This is a genomic window from Ensifer sp. R-19 (assembly GCF_049905105.1).
In the GTDB taxonomy this organism is placed as follows: Bacteria; Pseudomonadota; Alphaproteobacteria; order Rhizobiales; family Rhizobiaceae; genus Ensifer.
The window spans coordinates 1,100,823-1,124,172 of sequence record NZ_CP184570.1 but is presented as its reverse complement, the minus strand read 5'-3'; the positions used below and the strand labels follow the sequence as shown (position 1 = coordinate 1,124,172).

Genomic DNA, 23,350 nt, shown 5'->3' with positions numbered 1-23,350 from the left:
ATATTGAGGTTGCAGGGGTCTTTCAAGAGACTCCTCTTGACATACGTACTAGTTCGTACATTTTGTTATGAGCGATTACGCCTGGAGGAGGGCGTGGTCGCCCCGTGCCCCTGATGCGCATCCCGAAGCCGATACAACGCTCGGGCGCAAAGACGGCACTCTGCTTTGGGAGGAGCGCATGACCCGCATCATCGATTTCTATTTCTTCGCGCTGAAGGTGGCGATTGCCGTGCTGCTCGCCGGCATGGTTGTCCTCGTCTTCGGCAATGTCGTTCTGCGTTATGCCTTCAATCAGGGGATTACCGTTTCCGAAGAGCTGTCACGCATCTTCTTCGTCTGGCTGACATTCCTTGGCGCCGTCGTCGCCATGCGCGAACACGGTCATCTCGGCGTTGATACGGTCATCAAACGTCTGCCACCCGTCGCGGCAAAGATTGCTGTGCTCCTGGGCCATGCGCTGATGCTTTATGCGACCTGGCTGATGATCAGCGGCAGTTGGGCGCAGACGCTGATCAATCTCCACGTCGGTGCACCGGCGACCGGGCTTTCGATGGGCTTCTTCTACGGCGCCGGTCTCGCCTTCGGCATTCCTGCCTTCCTGATCCTACTTGCCGACGCGTTGGCGATCGCCACCGGCCGCATCGACGTGACAACGGCCGAACTCGTGCGCGAGAGCGAGGACGAGTTGGCCCTCGACGATCTTCCCGAGCCGGTGCTCGATCCCGTTTCCGCGAAACGCTGAGGAGCTGGCCATGACCGTTACGATCTTCCTCGGTGCACTCCTTGGACCCATGGCGCTCGGTGTGCCGATCGCCTTTGCACTCATCCTCAGCGGTGTGGCGCTGATGCTTTACCTCGGTCTTTTCGACGCACAAATCGTGGCGCAGAACGTCTTGAATGGTGCTGACAGTTTTCCGCTGATGGCCGTGCCCTTCTTCCTGCTCGCAGGCGAAGTCATGAACACAGGCGGGCTTTCCAGGCGCATCGTCGCGCTGGCGCTGGCGATGGTCGGCCATATTCGTGGTGGTCTCGGCTTTGTGGCGATCTTCGCCGCCTGTATTCTTTCAAGCCTCTCTGGCTCGGCCGTCGCGGACGCGGCTGCCCTCGGAGCGCTACTCCTGCCGATGATGCTGAAGAGCGGTCATGACGCAGCGCGCGCTGGCGGGCTGCTCGCCTCCGCCTCGGTGATCGGACCGATCATACCGCCGTCGATCGGCTTCATCCTCTATGGCGTCGTTGGTGGCGTCTCGATCACCAAGCTTTTTCTCGCCGGCATCTTCCCGGGGCTGATGATCGCTGCGGCCCTTTGCATCACCTGGCTGATCGTTGCCCGCAAGGAGCAGTTCGAGTTGCCGCCAAGGCAGAGCGGCACCGTGCGGCTCAAGGCGCTCGTCGACAGCATCTGGGCGCTGATGCTGCCGGTGATCATCATCGTCGGCCTGAAGTTCGGGGTCTTTACACCAACCGAGGCCGGCGTTGTTGCTGCCGTCTACTCGCTTTTCGTCGCCATGGTCGTCTATCGCGAACTGCCGCCAGCACAGCTCTTTCACGTCTTCGTGTCGGCGGCAAAAATCACCTCCGTCGTCATGTTCCTGGTCGCTTGTGCCGCGGTCTCCGCCTGGCTGATCACGGTGGCCGACGTCCCCGGTGCGCTTGCCTCGCTGATCGAGCCGCTGATGGACAACCAGACGCTTCTCTTGATTGCAATCATGGTCCTGATCGTGCTCGTCGGCACTGCGATGGACATGACGCCGACCATCCTCGTGATGACGCCGGTGCTGATGCCCATCATCAAGCAGGCGGGAATCGATCCGGTCTACTTCGGTGTCCTGTTCATCATCAACAACTCGATCGGTCTGATCACGCCGCCCGTCGGCACGGTTCTGAACGTCATCTGTGGCGTCTCGAAACTGTCGATGGAAGACCTTATGAAGGGCGTGCTGCCCTTCCTGGTCGCCGAGTTGATCGTCCTGTTCCTGCTTGTCCTGTTCCCCGCGCTGGTGACCGTTCCGGTTACCTGGTTCGGGCACTGACCGAAACTTCAAGCTTCAACACGGCCGGCGGAACTACCGGCCAAATCTGGGAGGAGAACATGTTGAAATTGACGAAACTGGCCTTGGGCCTTGCTCTGCCGCTCGCTTTGCTGACGGCAGGACCGACGCTTGCCGAGATCCGCGATCAGACGATCAAGTTCGCTTCGGCCAACAACAAGGGTCACCCGCAGGTGACCGGCATGGAGAAGTTTGCCGAACTCGTGAAGGACAAGAGCGGCGGCAAGATCGAGGTAAAGCTCTTCCCGGGCGGCACGCTCGGCGGCGACGTCCAGACTGTCTCGGCCCTGCAGGGCGGCGTCATCGAGATGACGGTGCTGAACGCCGGCATCCTCGCCAACAACGTCAAGCAGTTCGGCGCCGTCGACCTTCCCTTCCTCTTCGACAGTGGTGCGGAGGCGGACAAGGTCATGGACGGTGCTTTCGGCGACAGTCTCCTCAAGCTTCTGCCCGATACCGGCCTTATCGGTCTCGGCTATTGGGAACTCGGCTTTCGCAATCTCACCAACAATCGCCATCCGGTGACGAAGCTCGAGGACATCAAGGGTCTGAAGATCCGCACGATCCAGTCGCCCATCCCGATCGAACTCTTCAACACGCTCGGCGCCAATGCCGTGCCGCTGCCCTACACGGAACTCTATACCGCGCTCGAGACAGGGACGGTCGACGGGCAGGAGAACCCGGCCGCAAACATCATGAACGCCAAGTTCTACGAAGTGCAGAAGTACATGACGCTGACCCGTCACCAATACAATCCGCAGATCGTGCTCGTCAGTAAGAAGTTCTGGGATGGGCTGAATGACGAGGAAAAGGCCGTCCTTGAGGCGGCCGCGACCGAAGCGCGCGACTACCAGCGCAAGGTGTCACGCGACGCGGACGCCGCAGCTCTCGAGGAAATTCGCAAGACCGGCATGGAAGTCAGCGAATTCAGTCCGGAGGAAACGCAGAAGCTGCGTGATGCCGTCAAGCCGGTGATCGAGAAGTTCAGTGCCGAGATTGGCGCTGAGACGGTTCAGGCGCTGTTCAAGGAGATTGGTGCCGCACGGGGCCAGTAACAGGGTGCGAAGTCTTCGGCCCGCCCGCAAGTCACGGCGGGCCGGAAGCTGGCTGCCCGTACTTGCGGGCTTTGAGGATGGAAACGCAAATCATGACCGAAACGCTTGTAAGACCCTTGAAGGCCGGTCTGATCGGCGCAGGCATTCAAGCGTCGCTGACCCCAGCGATGCACATGGCCGAAGGCGCGGCTCAAGGGCTCCGCTATGTGTACGAACTGATCGATCTTCGCGAAATCGACGCGACGGAAAACGACCTGCCGCGTCTGCTTGCCGATGCTGAACGGCAGGGATTTGCCGGCGTCAATATCACCCATCCATGCAAGCAGGCGGTCATTGCGCATCTTGACGATCTCGCACCTGACGCGCAGCGGCTTGGCGCCGTCAATACTGTCGTGCTCAAGGGAGGGCGGCGACATGGCCACAATACCGACTGGTGGGGTTTTGCCGAAGGTTTCAGGCGGGGGCTGCCGGATGCCGACCTTTCCTTCGCTGTGCAGCTTGGAGCAGGCGGCGCCGGCGTTGCAACGGCCTATGCCGCACTTTCGCTCGGCCTGAAACGTCTAGCGGTTTTCGACCGCGAGCCGGAGCGGGCACAGTCGCTTGCCGAGATGCTGACCGCCCTGTTCCCCGAGGCGGATATCTCAGCCGGCACGGACCTTGCGGCTGCAATGCGGTCGGCGTCGGGGTTGATTCACGCCACGCCGACAGGGATGGCGAACTATCCGGGGCTGCCGCTCGACGGTGACCTTCTCGATCCGCGCCACTGGGTCGCCGAGATCGTCTACTTCCCGCTCGAAACGGCGCTGCTCAAGGAGGCGAGACGGCGCGGCTGCCGCACGCTCGATGGGGGAGGAATGGCCGTCTTCCAGGCGGTCGGCGCTTTTCGACTGTTTACCGGGCTCGAGCCGGACGCAGCGCGGATGCTCAACCATTTCAAGGCCATGACCGGCTGACACTGACGCCGGAAGTTCCAGCAAGGACAGAAACATGAAGACCTCGATAGCAACGGTTTCGCTGAGCGGCGATCTCAAGGACAAGCTGCGCGCCATCGCCAAGGCGGGCTTTGCCGGTGTCGAAATATTCGAGAACGACTTCCTTGCCTTCGACGAAAGCCCGCGCGAGGTCGGCCGAATGGTGCGCGACTTTGGCCTGGAGATCAGTCTGTTCCAGCCGTTCCGTGATTTCGAGGGTATGCCGGAGCCACTCAGAGCCCGGACTTTCGACAGGGCCGAGCGCAAGTTCGACCTGATGCAGGAGTTGGGCACCGACTTGGTGCTCGTCTGCTCGAACGTGTCGCCGGCGGCAGTGGCTGGCATCGACAGGGCAGCCGCCGACTTTTGCGAACTCGGCGAGCGGGCGGCGAAGCGGAACTTGCGCGTCGGTTACGAGGCGCTCGCCTGGGGGCGCCATATCAGCGACCATCGCGATGCCTGGGAGATCGTCCGGCGCGCCGATCACCCGAGCATAGGCCTGATCCTCGACAGCTTTCATACCCTGTCGCGCAAGATCGAGATCAATTCGATCCGCTCGATCCCGAAGGAGAAAATCTTCATCGTCCAGCTTGCGGATGCTCCGCTGATCGACATGGATCTGCTCTATTGGAGCCGGCACTTTCGCAATATGCCGGGCGAGGGCGACCTGCCGGTGACCGACTTTACCCGCGCGGTGGCGGCGACCGGCTATGATGGATATCTGTCGCTTGAAATCTTCAACGACCAGTTTCGCGGCGGTAACGCCAATGCCATCGCGGTCGACGGCTACCGCTCGCTGATCTATCTCGGGGACCAGGTGAAGCGCGCCGAGCCGGACGTCCGCCTGTCGGTTCCTGAGATGCCCCCGCGCGTCGACGTCAAGGGAGTGGCCTTCGTGGAGTTCAGCGCCTCGGAGGACGAGGCGGGCGAGCTCGAAGCGCTGCTCGTCACCATCGGCTTCAGGAAAGCGGCGCAGCACCGGACCAAGCAGGTGGTGGTCTACCGCCAAGGCTCCATCAATCTGGTGATCAACACCGAGCGGGAAGGCTTCGCCAACGCTTCCTATCTGGTTCACGGCACGTCCGCCTATGCGTTCGGCCTCGTGGTCGACGATGCCAAAGCGACTGCTGAGCGAGCCCGGGCGCTTGGCGCTGAACCCTTCGAACAGCCAGTCGGCCCAGGAGAATTGCTGGTTCCGGCGATCCACGGTGTTGGCGGCGGGATCATCTACTTCCTCGACGAGCGATCCGACCTCGCCAGGATCTGGGAGATTGAGTTCGATCCGGTGCCGGACAAGGGAGCGGCGATACCAGCTGGCCTGACGACCATCGATCACATTGCCCAGACCGTCAAATATGAGGAGATGCTGACCTGGCTGCTGTTCTACACATCGCTGCTCGATGTGCGAAAGACGCCGATGATCGACATCGTCGATCCGGCCGGCATTGTTCGCAGCCAGGTCGTTGAGAATGATGCCGGGACGCTGCGCGTGACGTTGAACGGCGCGGAGAACCGCAACACGCTTGCGGGCCACTTCATCGCCGAGACCTTCGGCTCCGGTGTGCAGCATATTGCCTTTGCCACCTGCGACATCTTCGCAACGGCTGAGGCGCTGCGTGCAAACGGCTTCAAGGCGCTGCCGATCTCGCCGAACTACTACGATGACGTCGAGGCGCGCTTCGGGCTCGACGCGGAACTTGTCGAGCGGCTGAGGGCCGAGAACATCCTTTATGACCGGGACGAGAACGGTGAATATTTCCAGCTCTACAGTCCGACCTACGGCGAAGGATTCTTCTTTGAAATCATCGAGCGGCGCGGGTATCGCGGATACGGAGCCGCCAATGCAATCTTTCGCATTGCGGCGCTGAAAAAATACCTGAGGCCAGAGGGTGTGCCTAAAAACTGATCTTCCAACGTCAGCTTTGCGTCGGTAACTGGCACGGCTCAGGCAAGTGCTCATTCCGATCGTTGAGGCGTCCTAGACGACCCAGCGTCACGCACGCACTTGCTATTGATGCTCTTTCCTTCGCGACCGAGGGGTCCGGCGTCGATGGAATGGGCGCCGAACGCTCTCTCGGCGCCCACATAATCAAGCTGGGGGCTAGGTTGTCAGAAGTAGCGAACCTCTTCGGCCTTTATGCTGAGCGGGTCTTTGCCGCGTTTGGACAGCCAGGAGTAGACGGGCGGCGATCGACTCCACGTGGATGTCGAGATCATCCATGGGCCGTCAGTATAGGCGAAGGCCGCAAGGGCTGCGTCCAATTCCCTTCCGTTTTTTCGCCGTTCATACCTTCACAGGCAATTTCGGGATGTTTCCGATAGATACGGAAGTTCCATAATTAGTCGTACGCCTCAGCGGCCGTCAGATGTTCGATCCGAGGGGAACTTTACTTATGTCGACCGGTTTTGCAGTGGAAAGCGCGAGCAACGAGTTTATGACTGAGAAAATTGTTCCTCCGCCCAAGAAGGGCGATCCCAAACCACGGCCCGTCCGCCGTCCCGAGCCCCAGGACTCGACGCCGAAGTCCGAAGAACGGATACATCCGCCTCGGGACACGAGAGAGGCGCCGGCGCCAAACCCGAATGGCGAGGATGCCACTCAACCGTGACGGCGCGCCGTCGTGCGCCGAAGGCTAGCTGATCTGCCGCCCTTCGCCCGGCGCAGCCCCGACACGCCAAAAGGGGTTCGAGGGCGGGGAAGAACATAGGGCTCGACAGAACCGGCGTCGTGGGTGAGCCATAAAGCTGCCGTTCAATGGTCAGCAAATTGCCCCGGTACCGCCGCACCAAGCCCTTCCCAGCGTTTCATCGTCACTGACGCGTTCGGTATCCAGCCGACGTGAGTGACGATCGAAAGGCCCTATCGCTGCCGATTACGTCATGAACATCATAGAGGAATGAATATGATCACTCGTTACACGCCAATTTCATCTCTGACGGCTGCAATCTTCAGTTTCATGATCTTCAGTCCAGCATCTGCCTTTGAAATTGCTCAGGCGCAAGAGACGCAGCCGACGCAGGGCCAGGCCGACAACAAGGGTACGGACGCCGCCATCAGCGAACAAAAGATCGAAGCCTTTGCTGTTGCCTATCTTCAGGTCGACAAGGTCAGGCAGGAATATTCCGCAAAGATAGAAGCAACATCGGACGAGGCGGCGAAAAAGAAGCTGGAGACCGAAGGCAGCAAGAAAATGGTCGAAGCCGTCAAAGCATCGCCGGCCATTTCGGTCGAAGAATATTCGGCAATTCTTACAGCGGCACAGAGCGATCCGGCAGTCGCCAAGAAGGTTCAGGCAGAACTTCAAAAGACCGCTCCGGCACAGCAGTAGGTGGCCTCGGCAGCAATCGGATTGCCGGACACTTGCGTGCGGCCCGCGAACTCATTTTGCGGGCTTCCGCTCCCGAGTGCTAAATACGCAAGGAGGCTTGCTGGCAGGCCCCGTGGAACTGTCGGCTACTAGCGGCCACTTGCCAAATTTTGGCGGCCACTTCCAGCGACCTTTCGAATGCCTGCACCGGCAGAAACGCGAAACGCGTGTGGAAGTTGTAGGCGCCGGTGAAGACGTTGGGCGTCGGAATGCCGCGGGCCGAGAGCACCGCGCCATCGGTGCCGCCGCACATCGGGATCAGCTTCTTGTCGATCCCGAGTTCGATGCGCCGCGATCACCACGCCATCCTCGAAGAGGGGATGTGTTTCCACGTCACCCCCTGCCACAAGTTCACGAGGAACCCAGTTCTCTTGCTTCCGCGGCATCGCCCGCGCGACAGGAAGGGTGCTTCAACGATCGCATAATGTATCGTCTGGAACGGTCGCTCGGGCAGGCGGATCGCGCATGGCCAGCCCTCCATGCTTTCCACTACGATTTCAGCGACGATCTCCTGACCGTCGGCGCGCGGTTCTGAGTAGAGCTTGATCGCCATCGCCTCGGAGCCGATAAGAGCGGGAAGCCATAGGGAGAATCGTTGCCATGAGAGCACTTATCCAGCGCGTTTCATCTGCGCGTGTCACCGTCGACGAAACGGTGACGGGGGAAATCGGCAATGGTCTGTTGGTCTTCGTTTGTGCGATGAAGGGTGACTCTGAAAAGGAAAGCGAATGGCTGGCGCGCAAGATTGTCAACCTGCGCATCTTCAGGGACGATGCGGATCGCATGAACCGTTCGCTTGTCGATGTCGGCGGCTCAGCTCTCATCGTCAGCCAGTTCACATTGGCCGCCGAGACGAAAGGAAACCGGCCGGGCTTTTCTACGGCAGCGCCGCCGGAGGAGGGCAAACGCCTATATGAGACTTTCTCTGCCAATTTCTCGGCCCTTGGCGTTGCCGTTGCGAATGGCGTCTTCGGTGCGGACATGCGGGTGGAATTGGCCAACGACGGTCCAGTTACGATCTGGCTGGACACGACGTCCGGCTAACCGCTTCAGGGTCGCATATTAAGCGGAACGAGCTTGAGGCGATGATCACCTATACTCGCGATCGGATCGCCTGGATGAATGACTGTCGGGCCGGGTCAGAGCCCAGGTTGAATAGCATCGACATGCGATCGGAGGTGCCGGGCTTTGAGTTGAATTACTACGAGCGTCGGTGCCCTTTGTTTGCGTCGACCCGCACGGCCGACGGCGCGATCCCTTCCACAAGGTCTGTGCTGAAAAGGTCGCGTCATCTATCGAACGGAACTGCCAAGCTGGCGCCGAGTACGTCAGCTCCGGCTCCTGGCGAGAATTCCTGCGAGCACTGTAATCTCACGTTCGAGCACTTCGGGCGTTATGCCGACGAACCGTCCTTCAAGGCTGAGAGAGATCACGCCATGAACGGCCGCGAAGAACGTCCGGGCACGAATTGCCACGTCTTGGCGAGAAGCATCAGGCATATGTCGCGCGAGTGGTGCTGCGATGAGCCCGATCAGGAAAGCGTGTTCGGCAAGGTGCCACTCCGGAACGGAGACGCCCTCCGGCATCCTATGTTCGAAAAGGGCGGACCACAGGTTTCGCTCTGCTAGCGCGAAGCGCAGGTATGCCAGAGACAGGCTGAGGAAAGTCTCCTCAATGGCCGCTGATGGCGAAATCGCGGTGTTGAGGGTGTTCTCCAACTGTTTCAGCGTCCCCGAGTTGACGTGGAGAATCAGCCCGTCGAGATCATCGAAGACCGTGTAAAGACCACCGAGCGCCGCGCCGGCGCGTTCGGCGATATCCCGCGCGCGCAGGTTCTTCAGCCCTTGTTCGCGAATGAGCTCCGTGCAGGCGACTATCAGCCTTGCCTTCAGGTCTTCCTTCTTCGTTTGACGCTTTCCGACCACCGGTAACCTCATTTTTGAACGTTGTTCATTTTTAACTTGAACATCGTTCATCTTTGTGACAAAAGATTATTGAACATTGTTCATACATGGAGGTGAGGAAATGTTCAAACAAATCGCAACGCTGATACGAGGTCGCGCCCACGAGGCGGAGGAGGCCTTCGGCGATCGGCATGCGCTACCGATACTTGCGCAGCAGATCCGTGATGCCGCGCGCGGCGTCGAAAGCGCACGTCGGGCGGTCGCTCTGGCGATCGCGCAAAATCGCCTGGAAAAAGAAAATGCCGAGAGGCTCTCTGCCCGCATCGATGATCTCGAAGCGCGCGCTATCGCAGCCCTTGAAAAGGGGCGAGAGGATCTGGCAACCGAGGCTGCAGCCTCGATTGCTCGGCTGGAAACCGAACTGCAGAACGCACGTCAGGTTCAGGCGGAATTTACAGATGGAATAGATCGGTTGAGGCAAGCGGTGCGGCAGAGCGAAACGCGCCTGGCTGCGCTGCGCCGCGGCGAGCGCCTGGCCGAGGCACGTGACCGGACGCGGCGCCTTTCCCGAGACGTGCCTGGCAACGATCTGGCTACGCTCAGCGATGCCGAGGCAACACTTGCGCGGCTCGAAACGCGCCAGCGCGAGGCTGAGTTGACGGCCGAGGCGCTAGTTGAGCTGGAAGACCGGCCTGATCCGACCGCGCTTGCAGAGAAACTGGCCGCTGCCGGTTGCGGCCGCCCGCTCGTAACGAGCGCTGAAGACGTGCTCGAGCGTCTGCGTGCCAAGGCAAACCCTACTCTTTGAACCCACTATCTCTCAAAGGTAAACGACGATGAACGACAGTCTGATGAAACACTCCCCGGCCTGGACCTCCTTCTCCTATGTGAGCTTCGGCGTGGCCGCCTTCATGGTGGTGATCGGCCTTTACATGATGCCGATCGATCTCTGGGGAAAGGGCTATCTCGCCATGGGCATCCTGATGCTCCTGCAGACGGCGGTAAACGTCACCAAGACGCTGCGCGACAATCTGGAAGCTGAAAAGCTCATCCGCAGGATCGATGATGCAAAGACCGAGAAGCTGCTGCTCGGCATCAAGGCCGACGACGTTTAATTCATCGTTAGCCCTGTCGCCACAAAGCACAACCTGTGAACGAGAGTGAAACGACTTTCATCTAGAACGCTCAAAAAAAGGGGAGACGTTCCGTGAAAAACAATCTCATGACTTCTCGGCGGTTTGCGCCACTCTTCTGGACGCAGTTCCTGTCGGCGTTCAACGATAATTTCCTCAAGAACACGCTCGTCTTCCTCATCCTCGCCACCGTGGCGGCAAATGATGCCGGATCGCTCGTTACGCTGGCCGGCGCCGTCTTCATGGCGCCGTTCCTGCTCTTTTCCGCACTCGGCGGCCAACTTGCCGACAAGTTCGACAAGGCGGTCGTCGCCGAGAGGCTGAAGCGGTGGGAGCTCGCTGCCGCAGCCGTTGCGGTCGTCGGTATTGCGTTCTCCTCCATTGCCGTTCTGCTGGTTGCGCTCTTCCTGTTCGGTGCCATCTCCGCGCTCTTTGGGCCTGTCAAATACGGCATCCTGCCGGACCACCTGGAGCGCAAGGAACTGCCGCGCGCGAACGCCTGGATCGAGGGGGCGACGTTCATCGCCATCCTCGGCGGCACAGTCGTCGCAGGGCTTGCCGCGGCCGATGGCGTCGATCCCTGGCTGTTTGGCCCCATGATGCTCGGCCTCGCGCTCGCCTGCTGGCTTTCCAGCCGCTACATTCCTCGCCTGGGCGCCAAGGCGCCGGACCTTGTCGTCGATCGCAACGTCCTCCGTTCCACGGGGCGGCTCCTCGCTTCACTGCGCAGCGACAAACGGCTCTGGCGCACCGCGCTGATGGCGGCGTGGTTCTGGCTGGTGGGCGCGATCGTACTGTCGTTGCTGCCGCCCATGGTGAAGAACTATCTCGGCGGCGACGAGACTGTGATCACTGCCTATCTCGCCGTCTTCGCCGTGGCGATCGGCGTTGGCTCGGCAATCGCTGCCTGGATGTCCGCAGGACGTATCGTGCTCCTGCCGGCACCGCTCGGCACCCTGATCATGGCGCTGTTCGGCCTCGATCTCGCCTGGTGCGTCGGACATGCCGGTGCGGCCGCAGCGGCCGAGACGCTCTCCGCCTTTTTCGCCGGTCCCTACACTCTGCGCATCGCCATCGATCTGGCCGGCATGGCCATCGCCGGCGCCTTCCTGGCCGTACCCACGCTTGCGGCCCTTCAGGCCTGGGCGCAAGAGGACGAACGATCGCGTGTCATCGGCGCGTCGAATGTATTGTCCGCGGCCTTCATCACCGCCGGCGGCGGCCTTGTCGCCGTCCTGCAGGCGTCCGGCGTGTCGACAGCGGTACTTTTCGCCGGCCTTGCGCTCGCCAATGCCGTGGCGGCCTGGGTCATGCTGCGCACGTTGCCGACCAATGCTTTCCGTGATTTCGTATCCATCCTCTTCCGCGCCTTCCTTCGGCTGGAAGTGGAGGGCCTCGACAATCTGAAAAAGGCGGGGCGTGCGCCGATCATCGCGCTCAACCATGTTTCCTTTCTCGATGGCGCACTGGCCCTGGCGCTGACGGACGAGGAACCGACCTTCGCGGTCGACTACACTATCGCCAAGGCGTGGTGGGTGAAACCGTTCCTGAAGATGTGCAACTTCCTGCCGTTGGATCCTTCGAAGCCGATGGCAACGCGTACGCTCATCAAGACGGTCAACAATGGTGAGCCGCTCGTGATCTTCCCCGAGGGCCGCATCACGGTCACCGGCGCGCTGATGAAGGTCTATGACGGCGCCGCGATGGTGGCCGACAAGACCGGCTCCATGGTCGTACCGGTTCGTATCGACGGGCTGGAGAAGAGCTACTTCTCGCGCCTCAGTTCCTTGCACGTTCGCCGCCGCCTGTTTCCGAAGGTGAAGGTCACCATTCTAGAGCCCGTTCGCCTCTCTGTTCCGGAAGAGCTGAAAGGTCGCAAGCGCCGCATGGCCGCGGGTGCTGCTCTCTACCAGGTCATGTCGATGTTGATGTTCCGCACCACGGATACCAACACCACCGTGCTCGAAAAGGTGATCAAGACGGCCAAGGAGCGCGGATTCAACCGGCTCGCTGTGCAGGACCCGGTCACCGGTTCCCTGTCGTATGGCAAGCTGCTGACGGGCGCGGCCGTGATTGGCGCGAAGTTCAAGTCGCTCTTCCCGGCTGAGAAGGCGCTCGGCGTTCTCTTGCCCAACGCCAACGGTGCGGTCGCAACCATCCTCGGCGTGATGTCCGCCGGCAAGGTGCCGGCAATGCTCAATTTCACGGCGGGCGCGGCCAACATCATTTCGGCCTGCAAGGCGGCGCAGGTCCGCTACGTGCTGACGTCGCGTGCCTTCGTCACCCAGGCGAAACTTGGCCCCGTCGTCGAGGAGTTGGCGAAGACGGTGGAAATTATCTGGCTCGATGATCTGCGCCAGACGATCGGCCTTGCCGACAAGCTGCGCGGTCTCCTGCAGAAGGCACGTCCGCTTGTTCGACGCACAGCCGACGATCCGGCAGTCATACTCTATACCTCCGGCTCGGAAGGAACGCCGAAGGGCGTGGTGCTGACACACCGCAACATCCTCTCCAATGCGGCTCAAGCCGCGTCCCGCATCGATTTCCACTCGGGCGACAAGGTGTTCAACATCCTGCCGGTGTTCCATTCCTTCGGGCTCACCGCTGGTACTGTGCTGCCGCTCATCTCCGGCGTCCCCGTCTATTTCTATCCGTCGCCGTTGCACTACCGGATCATTCCGGAACTGATCTACGCCTCCAACGCAACGATCATCTTCGGGACCGACACCTTCCTGAACGGTTATGCACGGACGGCTCATCCCTATGACTTCCGGTCGATCCGCTATTGCTTCGCCGGCGCCGAACCGGTCAGGGCGGCTACCCGTGCGCTCTACATGGAGAAGTTCGGCGTCCGCATCCTCGAAGGCTACGGTGTGACCGAGGCGGCGCCAGTGATTGCGCTGAACACGCCAATGTTCAACAAGGCCGGTAGCGTCGGCAAGATCATGCCGGGCATGGAGTATAGGCTCGATGCCGTGCCGGGTGTCGTGGAGGGCGGAAGGCTTTTCATCCGCGGCGCCAACGTCATGGCCGGATATCTCCGCGTAGAAGCGCCCGGCGTAATCGAGCCGACGCCGGACGGCTGGCATGACACCGGCGACATCGTCACTGTCGATGAAGATGGTTTCATCGTCATCCGGGGTCGGGCCAAACGATTTGCCAAGATCGGCGGCGAGATGGTTTCGCTTGGCGCTGTGGAGGCGCTGGCGGGAGAGCTGTGGCCGGGTCAGTTGACGGTTGTCGCGTCGCTGCCTGATGCCAAAAAAGGCGAGCGCCTGGTCATGCTCACTGACGCTCCGGGTGCGACACGCGCCGCATTCCTTCGCTTCGCCAAGGAAAAGGGGGCGATGGACATGATGGTTCCCTCGGATGTGAGGGTGGGAGCCGTGCCTGTGCTTGGAACCGGAAAGGTGGACTTCGTCAGTGCTCAGAAGCTTCTCGCCGAGACTGCAAGGACCGAGGACGCCGCCTGATATGGAAAAGGGAGCCGGCTTCAGTCCGGCTTTCCGTCCAGCACGAGAGCATGGGCCGGAAGGCGATACTTCGGAACGGTCGACGGCGCCGGCCCCACGCGCAGGACATTGATCAGCCGGTGGCCGGGTGGCAACGGGAAGCGCTGCCGCATCGCCTCTGCAGCGGACGGTAGATCAGCCAGCACCGCCATCGGCCAACCGGCGAAGCCGAGACGCGTGAAACCCAGCCAGAAACGATAGAAGGCTTGTCCGGAGACGATTGGGCTCTCGTCTTCCGGCCGATGGAACAGGAGGCAAGCCGCGGCGGTTATCGTCTTTCCCGCTTCGGCGACGAGACTTTTGCCGAGGCCCAGCCGATCGGCAATGTCGAAAAGTGGTGAAGCGAGCACATGCTCCGCCAGTGCGCCTTCCAGCCGCCCCATCTGCAGCGCGGCAATATTGAGCCCATCGAAGGCATAGGCCGGATGGGTTGGAGAAAACCGCATCCACGCCACGAGTTCATTGCGGAACGATCTATCGCGCATGATCGACAGACTTGCGCGGTCGTTAAGTGCGGCAATGAAGGCGAGATCCTCGTGGCCGCTGGCGAGCTTTACATCAGCCGTCTCAGCCACCCAGTGCTCGAGCCTTTCGATCTGTTCGGGCGCCGCGGGCAAGAAGCGGGCACGCCATGTGAAGCGCTTGGTGCTCCAGCCGGCAAGCTCCGTGGGCATCGCCGCGCGCGCAAGGGTCAGCCGCGCGGCCAATCGGTAGTCGGGCCTCCAGTCGAGAATGTTATCGCCCCAGAGATCTTCGATGGCCACACCGATCCCGCGCGCGGCGAGCGCCATCACCATGCCCTCGAGCGCCGCTCCACAGGAGAGCCCCATATCGCGACCGGTCGGATCGCCGATGCCGAGGTGCCGGGAGAGGTCGGCAGCAAGCAGAATGCATCCGTCTTCGTCCAGTATCCAGCGGGCCGGCTGGGTATTGTGGACGGAGGGGGCGAGATTGGCCTCAGCCGCCAGATCGACGAGCATGGCGGTGTCAATGCGGCTCATAATGTCTTTCCGAAGAGATGCAGACGATGCAGGGGCCTTGCGCCGGCTTTTTCCACCTGCCTCAGGCTGGCCGCATTGACGTCCGCGATCCAGGTGCCGCCGGCAGTCTCGTAGCCGGCGGCGCATTTCTTTGAGCACATGGGCAAGAAGGAGCGGATTGAGGCCGCGCCCCTGATGCTCCGGTTTCACACCCTGGAATATGATCACGCCACGGCGGCGCTTGAGGCGGTGCTTGAGCAGATGCCAGGGCGCACTCAACCCGAGCCGCGAGCCCATCGCCTTCAGCATCGGATTGACGTCGGGTATGGCAATCACCGCACCGGCTGGCGCGCCGTCTTTCTCCGCGACCGCCGAGATGCGTGGATCCATGATCCACTTCATCTCCTTTGCCTGAAAGTCGTATTCCGCACGGCTGACGGGCACGAACATCGGATTGTCGGCGAAGCTCTCGTTGAGGATCAGCCGGGAATCCTCCAATCTCCGTTCGAGCGTTGCCCGCCGGATCGGTGAAAAACGGAAGCCGTCGTCGAAAAGCGCGCGCATTTGCGCACTGGCGAGCAGACCGTCGACTGCCACAGTGCGGACGTCGATTTCGAAGGTGGTCATCGGGAAGCATGGGGCGTATCCCCGGCGTTCCAGCAGGCGGGGCAGATGCGGTGGCCCCCAGATCTGATCCGTATAGGGCGCGTTCTCGAAACCGCCGGTCATGATGCCGACTTGCTGCATGGCAGTCAGGTTGAAGTTTCCGAGGATTTCCCCAAAGCCCTTCGCGCGCGCCCAATCCTCTGCCCGCTCCAACAGGGCGGCCGCGACGCGCTCGTCGTCGGCACAGTCGAAGTAGCCGAAATAGCAGCGATCGAGGCCAAACTTCGCGTTCGATGCGCGGTGCACGTGGGCTGTTATGCGCCCGCGCACGGCGCCGCCTTCATGGGCCGTGAAGATGGCGAAGTCTTCTGCCGTATCGAAGAGAGGGTTCTTTTCAGCTGAAAGGAAACGCCTGAGGTCGCTGAACATCGGCGAGACATAGGGCGTGCGTGCACCGTAGATCTGAAGGGGCGCAGTGAAGAAGGCGTCGATATCCCCCTCGCGGATCTCAATCATGGAGCGGGTTCCTCTCGGAGATCAGCATGGCCATGCGCTGGACGACCTTCAACTCTGTCTCCGCACCCGGCGTGGCAGTGACGGAGGGCATGTTGAGCGCAATGAGCCGGAACGGCCGGTTCGACACCAGCATGACATGGGTGGCCTCGTATTTTTCGAGCAGCCAGGCAAGCTGCTCGGCATCCGATTGGGAAAGGCTGCCCGTTTCGGTAGTGCGCATCAACGGCCGGGCAGCAAAGAGCGCCTTGATCACCGGCAAGTCGAGGTCTGAAAGTTCATTCTCGCCAAGCAAAAGTGCGCCATCCACCAACGGATGGTTCTGTAATTCCTTGAGGAAGCCGAGCGTGTCGTCGATGCGGTCCTCGGCCAGATGCCGGATCAGGCTCTGCCGCCTTTGCTCCGTGCGAAGGCTTAGGCTGTCTTTCCAGATCACGCCAAGCAAGGCGGCGCTGAGGATGACGCTGGCCGCTCGCACCAGCGCTGCCGGTTCGAGCCCGTTTTCGAAGCCGACGACAAGGGCTGCGAGCAGAGCGACCGAAAGCAGGATGGCGAAGGAAACGACCGTGTCACGATGCCCCGCGGCGCGCTGGCCAAGGCTGATCAGCAGCCAGCACAGGAACAGGATCGCGACCCCGCCGAGCCGCACCGGCTGGTCGATGTAGGCCGAGCGGAAATCGGTGACGAGGAGTGGCAGGATCAGAAGCAGCGAGAGGGCCATGCGGTCAACCGCCTGGTTCTCCGCCTTTGACAGGCTCGCCCGGTCGCGCGTTACCGTCATATGCCCGGCGAGAGCGAAGGTGACGAGTTGATAGACGAACAGCAGCGCGACACGCCAGGGCTCGGCGATCGATGCCGGAAGGAAGGCGAGCGCGAAGAAGGTGGCCGCGCCGCCGGCTGCGATCCATTTCGTCGTCCTCGGTGCATGGCGGCGCAACAGACCCTCGGCGAGGAGAACTGTCGAGAGCGGAACGAGGCCCGCAGTTATGATCGTTGCGGCTTTGAAGATGAAGAGGTCCGTCCACCAGGCCAGCACCCGGCTCGCCATCAATGCCGCCAGCACCTGCAATCCAAAGAGGAAGCGGCGGTTCAGCGGGCTTTCCGTATCGAAGCTACGGATGGTGCCGATCAGCACAAGGAGGCCGCCAAGCGCCGCCAGCGAAACGAAACTATCGGCAACGAGCGGCGTGTTCATGGCGCTGCCGGAGCCGCAAGGCGCTTGAGGTAGCGACGTACCAGCGGACGCAGCAGCGCAGCGACGATTGCATTGCGGGGCCGTTCGATGCGCCCGGCATGGAGGTTGAAGAACCAGCCGCGGCAATCGGCGGACTGTGGACGGCCGAGGACCACGTGGATCGCCTCGTAGGCCATCAATGTGCCGGTGGAGATCACCATTGGCGCGAAGGACATGCGACTTCGGGTGCCGGCAATCACTTCGCCGGCGAGCGAAAGATCGACATGGTGGCGTGACGACGAATGGACCATCACGTATTCCGCCTCGCGCAGGAAAGCTTCCGACCGCTGGTCGGCCGTCAGTGCGTTCCAGGCGGTTCCGGCAGTCGGATAACCGAGCCGCTCTTCCGGCATCGGATCTTGCGGTCGCGTCACGTACACGGAGGGCAAAGGAGACGCATAGGCGTCGATCACCGTCCGGCCGAGGTTTCGCGAGACGCGATAGAGCAGGAGGCTGGCGCCGAGATCGTCCGTCCCGTTGATGACGACGTCCGCGTCGGCAATGAGCGTCTCGGCATGATCGGTCCAATCCGGGCCGAAGACGGTCACGTCCAAGTCGGGATTGATCTTTAGGCAGAGGTCTCGGGTCGCTTCTGCCTTGGGGGTGCCAATAGTGTCGGCAAAACAGAAGACCTGGCGATTGAGGTTCGACAGCTCGAAGCGGTCGATATCGGCGAGGATGAGACGACCGATGCCGGCCCGCGCCAGCGCCTGGATGCAGGCGCCGCCCATACCGCCGGTTCCGCAGACGAAGACGGTCGCCAGTCTCAAGCGTCGTTGCTCCGCCTCCGTGACGAAGCCGATGTTGCGCGTGGTGAAGGCCTCATAGGAGAAGACGCTGCTCATTGGTTTGAAGGCCTCAATATGCCCCACTGCCGACGGCTGTCCGCCCAATGCAAGACCGGTAGAGCCAGCCTTTGGACGAGGATGACGAAACTTGCGACGGCAAGACGACCGAGCGCGTTGCGCGGCACGCTTTCCATGAGGTAACGCTGCGCCGCGTTGAGGTCGAGCTGTCCGATTTGAAGCAGGTCGTCGCCGCGATCGTAGTCGAGTTCGGCCGCGCAGAAATCGTTGTACTCAGCCTTGCGGTGCATCGGCGCCGCCTCGAAGGTCTTTTTCAGGTTGTCGGAACCGCCCGTATAGGCGTTGGTGATCACGAAGCGATCGGCGTCGAAACCGGCATCAGGACCGACGCCGAAGACATGCCGATGGGAGCCCATGATCGCCGTGGCGATCAGTTGCTGATGCAACGATCGGCGCGCGCCGCGCGTGGGCGCAGGGAAGACGCCACTGAAGGTCTCGGCCACCATGCCGGCAACGGCCGGCACCTGGGTGACATTTGAAATCCAGAGCGGACGAAGCTGGTTGCGCAGGAAAAGAAGAAAGCAGGTGAGACCGTAGAGCACCCAGGAAAGCCCCTGGCTGCGAACTGCGGGATCGATCATCACCAGCCCCAGGTGGAGAACGTCGACGGGTTTGCCCGAGAGAGAGACCTGGATGACCGGCAAGGCGTTGAAGGCGACCGGCTCGCCGTCGGAAACCCGATAGACGACCGTCACGATCGTTCGGGCGAGGGCGTCTTCACGCTCGGAGAAGACGCCGTAGTCCAGCTCTCCATCGGCAACCGATCGCTGCGCGACCTTTCGCAGATCGTGCCGCAGTCTGGCGACTTCCCGCTCGCTCATCCACAGCCCGGGAGCTTCCACGATCCTCGCGCGGAAATCTGGTGAAGTCTTGAATGAGAGGTCGAGGCGCTTCTTCAGCACGACCGATATCAGATTGTACAATGGCCCGGCCCGGCAGCTTGAATTCTAGAATGGAGGTTTGTGCAAGCTTGGGTCGCATCTTCGCGGGAGAGAGCAAACATTTGGTTTAATTTTTGCCTGAGAGCAAGCGCCAACGGTTTGGTGTCAGGCAGTGATGCCGTGATTGTCCTCGCCGACGCCTCTTTTTCTCACAAGAAGCGCAGATCGTCATAAGACAAGCGCCGTGCGTTCAGATGAACGCACAAAAGTACGCTCCAGCACTTTGATTCTAGGGTATCTTTTCGCTTCTAGTTATTCCACTTGAAAGCGGGAGCTCTAGTCGAGCATGACCATATGAGCGGTCAGTTGTTCCTCGAAGAATTTCGAGAACGTCGCGATGCGCGGCGGTAGGGCCTGGTACGGCGGATAGTAGAGTGTCAACCAAAGGTCTGGTGGCGACCAGCCACGCAGAACATGGACGAGCCGTCCGCTGCGAATATGCTCGGCGATATGAAATCCCGGCAGCATCGCCACGCCCGCGCCGTCTGCGGCCATGTCGGCAAGTACCTCGCCATTGTTGGCGCTGAATGCCCTTCCGGCGACGATGGTGATGCTCGAGCCTCCGTCCGAAAGCAGCCAGTTCTCCCGTCGGCTTTCGCCGCTATAGGCGAGACAATCGTCCGGGGTCAGCTCGCTCGGGTGTTGCATCTCAGCGAACCTGCTGCCTGGTGCGGCCACCAATATCCTCGGCACCACCTTGATCTTGCGCCATATCGTGAACTTGTCCGACGGCGCCGACGAGATGCGGATCGCGAGATCGTAGTCGTCGTCAACGATATCGACCAAGCCGTCCGACAGCGAGATCTCGAAGCACATTTTCGGGTAGAGCTCCCGGAAGCCGGAGAGGATCGGCGGCAGCACCGTCTTGCCGAGCCAAGTCGGCGCGCTGATCCTTAAGCGTCCCTGGTCAGCCTTGTGGGCATTCTTGACGTCGCGCCGCGCGTTTTCGAGCGTTTCGACCGCCGGCTGGATCTGGGCGGCAAAAACGGCGCCGTCCGTCGTCAGCGATACCTGGCGGGTCGTGCGAACAAACAACTGGACCCCGAGATCATCTTCAAGCGCGGCAATGGCCCGCGTGACGGCAGCGGGCGTCATATCGAGCTCGCGGGCAACCTGAGCGAAGTTGCGCTTCTCGGCGGCCATCAGGAAGATTTTCAGGGCTTTATGATCGTTCATCTCTATTGTTTCAAAAATCGCAACTCACTCGAAAGAAATATTGCAATTCTGCGACCTAATCAACCCGAGTACATCTCTTCGCATCGACGGACAAGTCAACGAAGAAAGGCACGGGCCATGATCAAGGATATCAAGGGACTGCATCACGTCACCTCCATGGCGTCGGATGCGCAGCAGAACAACAGGTTTTTCACCGACACGCTCGGCCTTCGCCGCGTGAAGAAGACAGTCAATTTCGATGATCCGAGTGTGTATCACCTTTATTATGGCGATGAGAACGGTACGCCTGGTACCGTCATGACGTACTTTCCGTTCCCGCACATGATGATCGGGCGGCCGGGCGTCGGCGAAGTCGGCGAAACCCAGTTCTCCATTCCAAAGGGGGCGCTGGCCTTTTGGAAAGACCGTCTCATTGCGCAAGGTGTGGGTGGTATTCAGACCGATACGGTCTTCGGCGTCAATCGCCTGCGTTTCACGGGCCCCGATGGTGACGGCCTCGCCCTGGTCGAAGCGGCCGACGACGTCCGCGCCCCCTGGCTTGCCGAGGGCATTTCCGAGGCCAACGCCATCCGCGGCTTCAGCGGTGCCCGCTTCAACCTTCACGACACTGCGGCGACCGAAGAACTCCTCCGTTTCATGGGCTATGAGCGTTCTGAAATCGAAGGGGACGTCACGCGGTTCATCATTCCCGGCGGCAACGGTGCAGACACGATCGACTTGGCGGCGCTCCCGAAGACACCGTTTGCCCGCCAGGGGGCAGGTTCGGTCCATCACATCGCCTTTGCGGTCGAGAACCGTGAAAAGCAGCTCGAAGTGCGCAAGGCATTGATGGACACCGGCTACCAGGTAACCCCCGTCATCGATCGCGACTATTTCTGGGCGATCTACTTCCGGACACCGGGCGGGATCCTGTTCGAGATCGCAACGAACGAACCCGGCTTCGACCGCGACGAGGATACCGCTCATCTCGGCGAGGCGCTGAAGCTGCCGAACCGATACGAGCCTTTCCGCAACAAGATCGAGGCAAATCTGGCTCCGCTTGCTGCATGAGGTCAGCGCCTGACCGGCGCCACCCGCAAGCAGCGCGTCCACCCTGGAAAACGCATCGGATACGATAGGCAAAGCCACTCTGGGCCGACCCGCTCGGAGTGGCAGCTACACCAATCAAGGATCAGCGTCATGAAACTCTATCTCCTGTCACTCGGCGCCGGACTGCTCGTCGGCATTGTCTATAGCCTCCTCAATGTCCGCTCGCCGGCACCGCCGGTTATCGCCCTGGTCGGTCTTCTTGGAATTCTCGTCGGCGAACAGATCGTTCCTTTTGCCAAAACTCTGTGGGGCAAGGAGCCGGCGGTGATTTCCTGGATCAACCAGATCAAACCCCACATGTTCGGTCACATGCCGAAGGGAGAAAACCGGAGCGATGTCGCTGCGGCCCAGCGGGTTCGGATCAAGTCTGATAGCTGAGCCCGCGCCGAAAGCCTTTCCGCGTCCAGCACGAGCCCAATCGAAATGGCAGAGCCGGAACGGCAAGTTCTGAAGCCCCTTCGATACCGAGAGATTGCAACCTCGCTGCCAAACGGCGAAACATTGGCAGGGCCGATCCGACAGGCCCTGTCGACCTCTGGAGAACGATCATGAGCGGAACCAGGCTTTTCTCGCCCTTCGAAATGGGATCGCTTAATCTGCGAAACCGCATCGTCATCGCGCCAATGTGCCAATATTCGGCCACGGACGGGCAGATGACCGACTGGCATCTTATTCATCTCGGTAATCTGGCCATGTCGGGTGCGGCTGTGCTCACCATCGAGGCGACCGCAGTCCTGCCTGAGGGCCGTATTTCCTATGGCGATGTCGGGCTTTATTCGGATGCCTGCGAGCGCGCGATGGGCCGGGTTCTGGACGGGGTGCGTCGGTGGTCCGACATGCCCATCGCCATTCAGCTCGGCCATGCCGGACGGAAAGCTTCCAGCGAAGTCCCATGGAAAGGCGGCCGCCAGATCAACCCGAAGGACGAAGGCGGCTGGAAAACCGTCGCACCGAGCCCTGTCCCGTTCCACGATGACTATGACCATCCGGTTGCGCTCGATCGCGCCGGCCTTGCGCAGGTCCGCTCGGCCTTCGCCGACGCCGCCCGTCGCGCCGCCGCTCTCGGGCTGGACGCTGTCCAGATTCATGGAGCCCACGGCTATCTCCTGCATCAGTTCCTGTCGCCCCTCTCCAACCGTCGCACGGACGACTATGGTGGAACGCTGGAAAACCGCATGCGCTTCCCCCTTGAAGTCTTCGAGGCCGTTCGCGCGGCATTTCCGGCGGACCGGCCGGTGACGATGCGGGTCTCGGCGACCGACTGGGCCCAGAACGGCTGGGATATCGAGCAAACCATTACCTTTTGCCAGGCGCTTGAAGCACGTGGCTGCTCGGCTATTCATGTCTCGTCGGGCGGCCTTGCATCCCACCAGCAAATTGCGATCGGCCCAAGCTATCAGGTACCCTTTGCGCGCGCCGTCAAAGAGAATGTGGCGATACCGGTCATCGCCGTCGGCCTCATTACCGAGTTCGAACAGGCCGAAGCAATCCTGACGACGGGTGATGCCGACCTCATCGCGATTGCCCGCGCCATTCTCTACGATCCCCGCTGGCCCTGGCATGCCGCCGCGCATTTCGGCGAGCGGGTGTGGGCGCCCGATCAGTATCTGCGATCGCAACCCCGACAACTCCGTCATCTCTTCGACCGCTAAAGCCTGTCGCGCAAAAGTGCGCAGCGGTTTTGAGACAACGACATGCGAAACATCAAAAACTTAGAGCGCAAGGAGCGAATCTGAAAGATCGCGACGCGCTTTAGGCAGACGTAAGAACCGGCGCCCCCGCCATACCGATGTCGGATCGCGCCCTGGTTCATTCCGGCGCAGAAAGAAGACCGTCTCCTGCGGCAGGAGACGGTCTCAGCGGCCCGGGGCGGCCCGGGGGTTTCGAAAGGTAGACCTGCGCGGTGCGCCACGTAACTACACTTAGGTATCGGTGCGCCTGGACAAGAAGC

The 23,350-nt window shown here is 61.1% G+C and carries 19 protein-coding genes and 1 pseudogene; 13 read left to right on the top strand and 7 right to left on the bottom strand.

Annotated elements, in window-relative coordinates; translation table 11 throughout:
- Positions 1 to 178: 178 nt before the first annotated feature.
- The 6 genes from ACN9MO_RS24475 to ACN9MO_RS24450 all read left to right on the top strand — a co-directional run bounded on the left by ACN9MO_RS24475 (position 179) and on the right by ACN9MO_RS24450 (position 7,406).
- On the top strand, positions 179 to 742 hold the full coding sequence (locus ACN9MO_RS24475; protein WP_057255172.1) for a TRAP transporter small permease: 564 nt from the start codon (positions 179 to 181) through the stop codon (positions 740 to 742).
- A 10-nt stretch (positions 743 to 752) separates the two neighbouring features.
- Positions 753 to 2,033 carry a TRAP transporter large permease gene (locus tag ACN9MO_RS24470; protein ID WP_057255173.1) on the top strand — a complete coding sequence of 427 codons (1,281 nt, stop codon included), beginning with the start codon at positions 753 to 755 and terminating at the stop codon, positions 2,031 to 2,033.
- Between the two features lie 59 nt (positions 2,034 to 2,092).
- Positions 2,093 to 3,106, top strand: coding sequence for a TRAP transporter substrate-binding protein (locus ACN9MO_RS24465; protein WP_113133404.1), 1,014 nt, complete (start codon positions 2,093 to 2,095; stop codon positions 3,104 to 3,106).
- A gap of 92 nt (positions 3,107 to 3,198) precedes the next feature.
- Positions 3,199 to 4,059 (top strand): shikimate dehydrogenase, encoded by an 861-nt coding sequence (locus tag ACN9MO_RS24460; protein WP_113133411.1) that lies wholly within the window; start codon positions 3,199 to 3,201, stop codon positions 4,057 to 4,059.
- A 34-nt stretch (positions 4,060 to 4,093) separates the two neighbouring features.
- Positions 4,094 to 5,983: a bifunctional sugar phosphate isomerase/epimerase/4-hydroxyphenylpyruvate dioxygenase family protein gene (locus ACN9MO_RS24455; protein WP_113133405.1), complete on the top strand. Its 1,890-nt coding sequence runs from the start codon at positions 4,094 to 4,096 to the stop codon at positions 5,981 to 5,983.
- Positions 5,984 to 6,980: 997 nt separating this feature from the next.
- Complete coding sequence (locus tag ACN9MO_RS24450; RefSeq protein WP_082616269.1) at positions 6,981 to 7,406, top strand: DUF4168 domain-containing protein; 426 nt, start codon at positions 6,981 to 6,983, stop codon at positions 7,404 to 7,406.
- 79 nt (positions 7,407 to 7,485) lie between these two features.
- Here the strand turns inward: ACN9MO_RS24450 and ACN9MO_RS24445 are convergent.
- Positions 7,486 to 7,728, bottom strand: a pseudogene (locus ACN9MO_RS24445) (hypothetical protein); the annotation flags it as partial.
- A gap of 317 nt (positions 7,729 to 8,045) precedes the next feature.
- Here ACN9MO_RS24445 and dtd point away from each other — a divergent pair.
- The gene (gene dtd, locus ACN9MO_RS24440; RefSeq protein WP_057255177.1) at positions 8,046 to 8,489 is read left to right on the top strand and encodes a D-aminoacyl-tRNA deacylase; all 444 of its coding nucleotides are present in this window, start codon (positions 8,046 to 8,048) and stop codon (positions 8,487 to 8,489) included.
- A gap of 284 nt (positions 8,490 to 8,773) precedes the next feature.
- Here the strand turns inward: dtd and ACN9MO_RS24435 are convergent, their stop codons facing one another.
- A complete protein-coding gene (locus ACN9MO_RS24435; RefSeq protein ID WP_057255533.1) occupies positions 8,774 to 9,370 on the bottom strand; it encodes a TetR/AcrR family transcriptional regulator in 597 nt (198 codons plus the stop codon).
- Positions 9,371 to 9,470: 100 nt separating this feature from the next.
- Here ACN9MO_RS24435 and ACN9MO_RS24430 point away from each other — a divergent pair, with 100 nt between their 5' ends.
- The 3 genes from ACN9MO_RS24430 (at position 9,471) to ACN9MO_RS24420 (ending at position 13,955) form a co-directional block, all read left to right on the top strand.
- Positions 9,471 to 10,157, top strand: coding sequence for a PspA/IM30 family protein (locus tag ACN9MO_RS24430; RefSeq protein WP_112994280.1), 687 nt, complete (start codon positions 9,471 to 9,473; stop codon positions 10,155 to 10,157).
- A gap of 28 nt (positions 10,158 to 10,185) precedes the next feature.
- A complete protein-coding gene (locus tag ACN9MO_RS24425; protein WP_057255179.1) occupies positions 10,186 to 10,464 on the top strand; it encodes a YiaA/YiaB family inner membrane protein in 279 nt (92 codons plus the stop codon).
- Between the two features lie 92 nt (positions 10,465 to 10,556).
- Positions 10,557 to 13,955, top strand: a complete 3,399-nt coding sequence (locus ACN9MO_RS24420; RefSeq protein WP_112994279.1) for an acyl-[ACP]--phospholipid O-acyltransferase — start codon at positions 10,557 to 10,559, stop codon at positions 13,953 to 13,955.
- A gap of 20 nt (positions 13,956 to 13,975) precedes the next feature.
- Here ACN9MO_RS24420 and ACN9MO_RS24415 read toward each other — a convergent pair whose 3' ends face one another.
- The 5 genes from ACN9MO_RS24415 to ACN9MO_RS24395 all read right to left on the bottom strand — a co-directional run bounded on the left by ACN9MO_RS24415 (position 13,976) and on the right by ACN9MO_RS24395 (position 20,310).
- A complete protein-coding gene (locus tag ACN9MO_RS24415; RefSeq protein WP_425988114.1) occupies positions 13,976 to 16,096 on the bottom strand; it encodes a GNAT family N-acetyltransferase in 2,121 nt (706 codons plus the stop codon).
- The gene (locus tag ACN9MO_RS24410) at positions 16,089 to 17,288 is read right to left on the bottom strand and encodes a hypothetical protein (protein WP_057255183.1); all 1,200 of its coding nucleotides are present in this window, start codon (positions 17,286 to 17,288) and stop codon (positions 16,089 to 16,091) included. Before ACN9MO_RS24410 ends, ACN9MO_RS24415 begins: the two co-directional genes overlap by 8 nt.
- Positions 17,285 to 18,172: a ThiF family adenylyltransferase gene (locus ACN9MO_RS24405; RefSeq protein WP_112994276.1), complete on the bottom strand. Its 888-nt coding sequence runs from the start codon at positions 18,170 to 18,172 to the stop codon at positions 17,285 to 17,287. Before ACN9MO_RS24405 ends, ACN9MO_RS24410 begins: the two co-directional genes overlap by 4 nt.
- Positions 18,169 to 19,116 carry a hypothetical protein gene (locus ACN9MO_RS24400; protein ID WP_113133406.1) on the bottom strand — a complete coding sequence of 316 codons (948 nt, stop codon included), beginning with the start codon at positions 19,114 to 19,116 and terminating at the stop codon, positions 18,169 to 18,171. Before ACN9MO_RS24400 ends, ACN9MO_RS24405 begins: the two co-directional genes overlap by 4 nt.
- A gap of 294 nt (positions 19,117 to 19,410) precedes the next feature.
- Positions 19,411 to 20,310 carry a LysR family transcriptional regulator gene (locus tag ACN9MO_RS24395; RefSeq protein ID WP_112994274.1) on the bottom strand — a complete coding sequence of 300 codons (900 nt, stop codon included), beginning with the start codon at positions 20,308 to 20,310 and terminating at the stop codon, positions 19,411 to 19,413.
- A gap of 117 nt (positions 20,311 to 20,427) precedes the next feature.
- On the opposite strand from ACN9MO_RS24395, the gene ACN9MO_RS24390 reads away from it, so the two are divergent.
- The 3 genes from ACN9MO_RS24390 to ACN9MO_RS24380 all read left to right on the top strand — a co-directional run bounded on the left by ACN9MO_RS24390 (position 20,428) and on the right by ACN9MO_RS24380 (position 23,051).
- On the top strand, positions 20,428 to 21,360 hold the full coding sequence (locus ACN9MO_RS24390; protein WP_113133407.1) for a VOC family protein: 933 nt from the start codon (positions 20,428 to 20,430) through the stop codon (positions 21,358 to 21,360).
- Positions 21,361 to 21,489: 129 nt separating this feature from the next.
- Positions 21,490 to 21,777, top strand: coding sequence for a XapX domain-containing protein (locus ACN9MO_RS24385; protein WP_057255187.1), 288 nt, complete (start codon positions 21,490 to 21,492; stop codon positions 21,775 to 21,777).
- Between the two features lie 170 nt (positions 21,778 to 21,947).
- Entirely contained in the window at positions 21,948 to 23,051 is a 1,104-nt protein-coding gene (locus tag ACN9MO_RS24380; RefSeq protein ID WP_057255188.1) for an NADH:flavin oxidoreductase/NADH oxidase, read from the top strand.
- Positions 23,052 to 23,350: the final 299 nt, after the last annotated feature.